7 protein-coding genes are annotated in these 6237 nt (G+C 27.0%); 2 read left to right on the top strand and 5 right to left on the bottom strand.

Annotation, left to right across the window (positions count from 1 at the left end; all coding sequences use genetic code 11):
• Nucleotides 1-264: 264 nt before the first annotated feature.
• Nucleotides 265-1068, bottom strand: a complete 804-nt coding sequence (gene aroE / locus CRV09_RS02780) for a shikimate dehydrogenase (protein ID WP_136132610.1) — start codon at nt 1066-1068, stop codon at nt 265-267.
• A gap of 3 nt (nt 1069-1071) precedes the next feature.
• The gene (gene tsaC / locus CRV09_RS02775) at nt 1072-1644 is read right to left on the bottom strand and encodes an L-threonylcarbamoyladenylate synthase type 1 TsaC (RefSeq protein ID WP_136132609.1); all 573 of its coding nucleotides are present in this window, start codon (nt 1642-1644) and stop codon (nt 1072-1074) included.
• An 890-nt stretch (nt 1645-2534) separates the two neighbouring features.
• On the opposite strand from tsaC, the gene def reads away from it, so the two are divergent.
• Both def and fmt read left to right on the top strand, forming a co-directional pair.
• Nucleotides 2535-3038, top strand: coding sequence for a peptide deformylase (gene def / locus CRV09_RS02770; RefSeq protein ID WP_136132608.1), 504 nt, complete (start codon nt 2535-2537; stop codon nt 3036-3038).
• A 50-nt stretch (nt 3039-3088) separates the two neighbouring features.
• The gene (gene fmt, locus CRV09_RS02765; RefSeq protein WP_136132618.1) at nt 3089-4033 is read left to right on the top strand and encodes a methionyl-tRNA formyltransferase; all 945 of its coding nucleotides are present in this window, start codon (nt 3089-3091) and stop codon (nt 4031-4033) included.
• 122 nt (nt 4034-4155) lie between these two features.
• On the opposite strand, the gene rplQ is transcribed toward fmt, so the two are convergent.
• From rplQ to rpsD, 3 genes are read right to left on the bottom strand one after another with little or no spacing between them, the layout of a single operon-like run.
• Entirely contained in the window at nt 4156-4554 is a 399-nt protein-coding gene (rplQ, locus tag CRV09_RS02760) for a 50S ribosomal protein L17 (protein WP_136132607.1), read from the bottom strand.
• 40 nt (nt 4555-4594) lie between these two features.
• Nucleotides 4595-5587, bottom strand: a complete 993-nt coding sequence (locus CRV09_RS02755; protein ID WP_136132606.1) for a DNA-directed RNA polymerase subunit alpha — start codon at nt 5585-5587, stop codon at nt 4595-4597.
• Nucleotides 5588-5612: 25 nt separating this feature from the next.
• Complete coding sequence (gene rpsD, locus CRV09_RS02750) at nt 5613-6233, bottom strand: 30S ribosomal protein S4 (protein WP_136132605.1); 621 nt, start codon at nt 6231-6233, stop codon at nt 5613-5615.
• Nucleotides 6234-6237 lie beyond the last annotated feature (4 nt).

Here is a 6237-nt window from a genome sequence, read left to right as displayed (position 1 = left end):
TGTTAAAGAGCTTTGTTAATAATAATTATAATAATTCGTTATGCTAACTCTGTTGACCTTATTAGTCAAGTTTTTCTTGTCTAAATATACTGATTAATTATAAATATCTTGACTATATTATAATATTGTTTTTAATAATATTTATTATTATAAATTGAATACGTAATTTTACAAGTATATTAATTATTTTGTAAATTTAAAATTTATTAATTATATCATATAATCTTATTATGATTAATAAATCATACAAATTAATAAAATATTTTATTTTAATTTTATAAACATATTTGTAATGTTAGGCATTATTCCATGCCATAATTTAAATGAATATGCAGCTTGGTAAATTAACATTCCCAGTCCGTCGGATAAATAATTACAGCCTTTTTTTTGACACCAATATAAAAAAGATGTTAATTTTTTTTGATAAAAAACATCATAACATCGTAGCTTATTATGTATTAAAGAAATAGGTAAAATAGGTATTTGGCCAATTGAGCTACTAGAAGTTGAATTAATAATTAAATCAAATTTTTTACCATTTAATTGATTAATATTACAAGAAGTAATATTACCATTATGTTTAAAATGATTAGCTAATCTATGAGATTTGACATCAGTGCGATTGGTTATTGTAATTATAGTTCCCAAGGTCAATAGTGGTAAAATTATTCCCCTAGCTGCACCACCAGCTCCTATTATAAGAACTTTGTCTCCACAATTTACCATTTTAAGTCTCTGAAGATCACTCAATAATCCAATACCATCAGTATTGTCTCCAAAAATTTTACCATTATCTAGTTTTTTTAAAGTATTGACAGCACCTGAATAATAAGCTCGTTCACTAAGTTCATCAGTAAATTCAAATGCTTGTTGCTTAAAAGGTAAAGTTATATTAGCTCCTAAACCACCTTGGGAAAAAAAACTTGAAATTGATTGTAAAAATCCATCAATTGGAACATATATACTTCCATAGGTATGTTGTATTCCTGTTTGCTTAGCAAATTCATTATGAATGAATGGAGACTTACTATGATAAATGGGATTCCCAAAAACTGCAAATTTAAACATGAACTATCCTTTACGTATTAAATCTCCAGTGATAATATTTCTAATTTCAGAAGGACGTTTTAAACCGTAAGTTTCACCTAATAAAATTGGAAATGATTTTCCAAATTTTTTTATAACATCTTCAAATGTACGACAAGGTTTTTGGTTCGCTAGATTAGCACTTGTTGATATTATAGGTTTACCAAATTTATTACACAGAGCTTTTATTCCAGGATGATTACTCACACGGATTGCCAAAGAATCGAATTTTCCAGTCAACCAAATTGGCGTTTGTCTAGAAGCTGGGACAATGAATGTTGTTGGACCAGGCCAATAAGAAAACATATAATCACGCTTAATTGAAGAAATTTTATATTCATCAACATATGATTTCAATTGATTATAATCATTACTGATTAATATAAAACCTTTGTTAAGAGAACGATTTTTAAGGAAAATTAGTTTCTCTACCGCGGTTTTATTTTCAGGATCACAACCAAATCCGAAAACTGCTTCAGTTGGATAAATTATAATTCCGCCTAGATAAAGTTCCTTTACGCAATGTTTTAATGAAATTAAAAAATCTTCTTTATGCATAATAAAATTTATTATATTAGCCGTTTTATTTGTTGTTTTTATAATTTATTAATAATATGTTTGAATAAATCAATTTTAACTCATATAGAAATAATATTGAATAATATAATTAGTTATTGTTAATAATTAAGAATAATATATTTTATTGTTTTAATACTTAAATAGTTATTTTTTAATTTTGATTTAGATAAGTTTTTATAATTTAGATAAAAAACATTACTATTAAAGCTGATTAATTTAAATCTTTAAATTAATCAATAACTATCATTTTAACATCTTACGTTTATCTAAAATAAACAAATGAAGGTCCTAAATCTAACCTTGTATTCTTATTACAAGTAAAATTATCATTTATATAATTATTATAATAATGATAAATTCTTAAAAATTATTTATCTTTAATATAAAAATCTATGTTTTTAAATTACCATACAAATTATGATTTAATTTAACATATATATTTCAAATAAAAAACCAATCATTATATCTAACATAGAATAATTTTATTTAGTTCTTTTAATTAAAAATTAATACAGAGATTGATATAGCAGTAAAAATAAATATAATGCTATATTATAACATTTAGTGAAAGCATTATAAATAAACATTAGAATTAAAAGTTTATCTTTAAAAAAGATATTGAGTGTATAATACATATAAACAAATCTATTTTATAAAAATATTTACTTTAATTATTAATGTTGAATGTTTATAAGATTTAATAATTTTATTATGATCAATGTTATTTTTAATTATAAATATAATTTAATTATACCTATTTAATTGATAATATAATATACTTCTAGTGAGTAAGCTTCATAATTCAATTAATGATGCAAGAAATGAAAAATTAATTAACTTATTTAATCATCTAAAGAAGTAATACATTTATGTCAGTTTTACCATTGTTATATTTTCCAGATGAGCGTCTACGTCAAAAAGCTTTACCAGTTAAAATAATTAATGAAGAAATACAAAATATTATAGATAATATGTTTGAAACTATGTATGCTTATAAAGGTATTGGTCTTGCAGCTACTCAAGTTAATATTAATCAACGTATTATAGTCATTGATATTTCTGAAAACCATAAAAATCGCTTAGTATTAATTAATCCAGAAATATTAAATATAACGGGTACTAATGGAATAGAAGAAGGTTGTTTATCATTGCCAAAACAACATGCCTTTATACAAAGAGGTGCAATAATTAAAATTAGTTCATTAGATCGAAATGGTGATGTTTTTGAAATAGAAACTAATGACCTATTATCAATTTGTATACAACATGAAATAGATCATCTAAATGGTAAATTATTTATTGACTATTTATCACCCTTAAAACGCCAGAGAATTAAAGTTAAGTTATCAAAAATGCTTAGAATTAAAAAATAATTACATTAAAATATAAAAAGCCTTTTTTAAAATTAGAAGAGAGAATTTTGATTATACCATCATTAAAAATTATCTTTGCTGGTACATCTGATTTTGCTGTATCTTATCTTAATGATATAATTACATCTAACCATATAGTATTAGCTGTATTTACTCAACCAGATCGTCCGTCTGGTAGAGGCTATAAATTAAAATATAGTCCTATAAAAATTTTTGCACAAAGTAAAAACATTCCAATATTTCAACCAAAATCATTGGATTGTAAATTACATCAAAATATAATTTCTAATTTCAATCCAGATATAATGGTTGTAGTATCTTATGGATTAATTATTCCAAACACAATACTTAAAATACCACGTTTGGGATGTATTAATATTCACGCCTCTTTATTACCAAGATGGAGAGGTGCAGCGCCTATACAAAGAGCAATTTTAGCTGGAGATAAAAAAACTGGAATCACTATTATCAAAATGGATGAAAAATTAGATACTGGAAATATATTATATCAAATTGATTGTGATATTAGCTTAAAAGATACCACATTAACACTCTATAATAAATTAAAAAAATTGGGTTCTCAGGGATTATTTAGTACTTTTTTAAAACTATATTATGGTAATATCAATTCTAAAAAACAAGATGAAAAATTAGCTAGTTATGCTAAAAAAATAAAAAAGAAAGAAGCAAAAATTAATTGGAATTTTTCAGCAAAACAATTAGAACGATGTATTCGTGCTTTTAATCCATGGCCAATAAGTTTTTTTTATGTTAATAATCAATTAATAAAAGTTTGGAAAGTAAGTATATTAGCTCATGTAGATAAAAAACCAGGAGAAATTATTAAAGTTACAAAACAAGGAATTCAAGTTGCAACTACACAAGGTATAATAAATTTAATTTGCTTACAACCTGCAGGTAAGAAACCAATGACAGTTAAAGAGCTAATTAATTCACGAAATGAAGTGTTTAAACCTAGCACTCAGCTCAACTAAAATACTAAAATAAGATAACAATACAACAAAATTAATCACCTTAAAGATTAAAGAGCAAAAAACCCAATTAATAGTGAGTTTTTTACTCTATTTTTTTTAAATTAGATAATTAACCAAAATTATTAATTATTAGTCGTTTTTATTTGTTTTGTTTTAATATTTTTCTGACGATCAATTAACTCAATATAGGCCATTGGTGCCTTATCACCAGAACGAAAACCACACTTTAGAATTCTAGTATATCCACCAAAACGATTTATGAAACGTGGACCTAATTGCTTAAATAATTTCGCAACAATTTCATTATCACGAATGTTAGCGAAGACAAATCTACGATTAAAGACACTATCAATTTTAGAAATAGTAATTAAAGGTTCAATAATACGACGTAGTTCTTTAGCTTTTGATAAAGTTGTCTTTATAATTTCATGACGAACTAAAGAGGCTGTAATATTACGAAACATAGCCTTACGATGACTTGAATTACGATTTAATTGACGCCCACTTTTACGATGGCGCATGATTTATCCTTTTATTAATATATTAATTTTTAATATAAAATTATTCTTCTATTATATTTTTTGGCGGCCAATTTTCAAGTCTCATACCAAGAGAAAGTCCACGTGAAGCCAAAACATCTTTAATTTCAGTAAGAGATTTTTTGCCTAAATTAGGTGTTTTAAGTAGTTCAACTTCAGTACGTTGTACTAAATCACCGATATAATGGATAGTTTCTGCCTTTAAGCAATTAGCAGAACGGACGGTTAATTCTAAATCATCAACAGGACGTAATAAAAGTGGATCAAATTCTGGTTTTTCTTCTTTTATTTCAGGTTGATGTAAATCTTGTAAATCAACAAAAGATTCTAATTGTTCTACTAAGATGGTAGCAGCTCTACGAATTGCTTCTTCAGGATCTATTGTCCCATTGGTTTCTAAATCAATAATTAATTTATCTAAATCAGTCCGCTGTTCTACACGTGCTGCTTCAACATTATACGCAATACGATCTATAGGACTATAACAGGCATCAACTAGAAGTCTACCTATAGGACGTTCATCTTCTTCACCTCTACGAATTCGATTAGCAGCTGGTACATAACCACGACCTCTTTGAATCTTTATACGCATATTAATAGCAGCATTTTTATCAGTTAAATGACAAATTATATGTTGAGGATGAATAATTTCTACGTGACTATCATGTGCAATATCAGCTGCAATTACAGGACCAATACCGGATTTATTCAAATTTAATACAACTTCTTCTTTACCTTCAACTTTTACGACTAATCCCTTAAGGTTTAGTAATATTTCTAAGATATCTTCCTGTACTCCTTCTTTAGTGGTATATTCATGCAATACACCATCAATTTCAACTTCTGTTACTGCATAACCTGGCATCGAAGAAAGCAAAATACGGCGAAGTGCATTACCAAGAGTATGACCAAAGCCACGTTCTAACGGCTCAAGAGTTACTTTAGCTTGTGTCGAGCTGAGTTGTTCTATATCTACCAGGCGCGGTTTTAGAAATTCTGTCACAGAACCCTGCATTATATCCTCTCTTTGGTACAAAGCCTTACTTAGAATAAAGTTCAACAATCAGATGTTCATTAATGTCTGTAGATAGATCCTGTCTTTCAGGAATGCGCTTGAAAAGACCTTCCATTTTTTTTTCATTAATTTCTAACCAATCTGGTTTTTTATTTTGCTCAGATAGTTCTAGAGCAGCTTTAACACGAGATTGTTTTTTAGCTTTATCACAAATTTTGATAACATCATTTGGATATACTTGATAAGAAGCAATGTTAACAAAACGGTCATTTACTATGATAGATTTATGACTTATTAACTGACGTGATTCTGCTCGAGTAGCTCCAAATCCCATACGATAAACTACATTGTCTAAACGACTTTCTAATAGAACTAATAAGTTTTCACCTGTATTACCTTTCAATCGTGCAGCTTTTTTATAATAATTACGAAATTGACGTTCAAGAATTCCGTAAATACGACGAACTTTTTGTTTTTCACGCAACTGAACACCATAATCCGATAAACGCGGTTTACGTATTCCATGTTGGCCAGGAGCTTGTTCAAATTTACATTTAGAATCGATCGCTCGAACACCAGACTTAAGAAATAAGTCAGTACCTTCACGTCGGCTCAGCTTGAGCTTAGGCCCTAAATATCTTGCCATTTTT

Source organism: Candidatus Pantoea edessiphila (assembly GCF_002933345.1).
In the GTDB taxonomy this organism is placed as follows: Bacteria; Pseudomonadota; Gammaproteobacteria; order Enterobacterales; family Enterobacteriaceae; genus Pantoea_C.
The sequence above is the reverse complement of the archived record's forward strand: the minus strand, read 5'-3'. Positions and strand labels throughout refer to the sequence as shown.